The organism is Flavobacterium potami (assembly GCF_020026915.1).
Classification (GTDB): Bacteria; Bacteroidota; Bacteroidia; order Flavobacteriales; family Flavobacteriaceae; genus Flavobacterium; species Flavobacterium potami.
Map to the genome: position 1 here is coordinate 1 of NZ_JAINUY010000036.1, position 291 is coordinate 291.

Genomic DNA, 291 nt, shown 5'->3' on the forward strand with positions numbered 1-291 from the left:
ATAGTACTCGAATCTGTTACCGTATTAATGTTTAATGCATATTCACTTTCTTTATAAATTTTTTCAATTTTATCAAAGGGTACTGGTGGATTAATATAATCAGAATATTTCTTGGGAAAAATACGATTTGGATCATCTTTATGGGTATAATAGGCTCTATTATAAATTTTTAAGTTATATCCACTATCTAAGATATTATCAAAAATTTCCACCATCTCTTTACTTCTTTGAACATGTAAATTTCCATACCAACTACCTGCAAAAATGACATCTTTAGACCTCTTTTGTTTC

General features: G+C 27.5%; 1 protein-coding gene. It reads right to left on the reverse strand.

What is annotated here, in order from left to right:
* Nucleotides 1-291 (reverse strand): CgeB family protein (locus K6T82_RS24165; protein ID WP_223711586.1); only part of this gene is annotated, 291 nt, incomplete at both ends.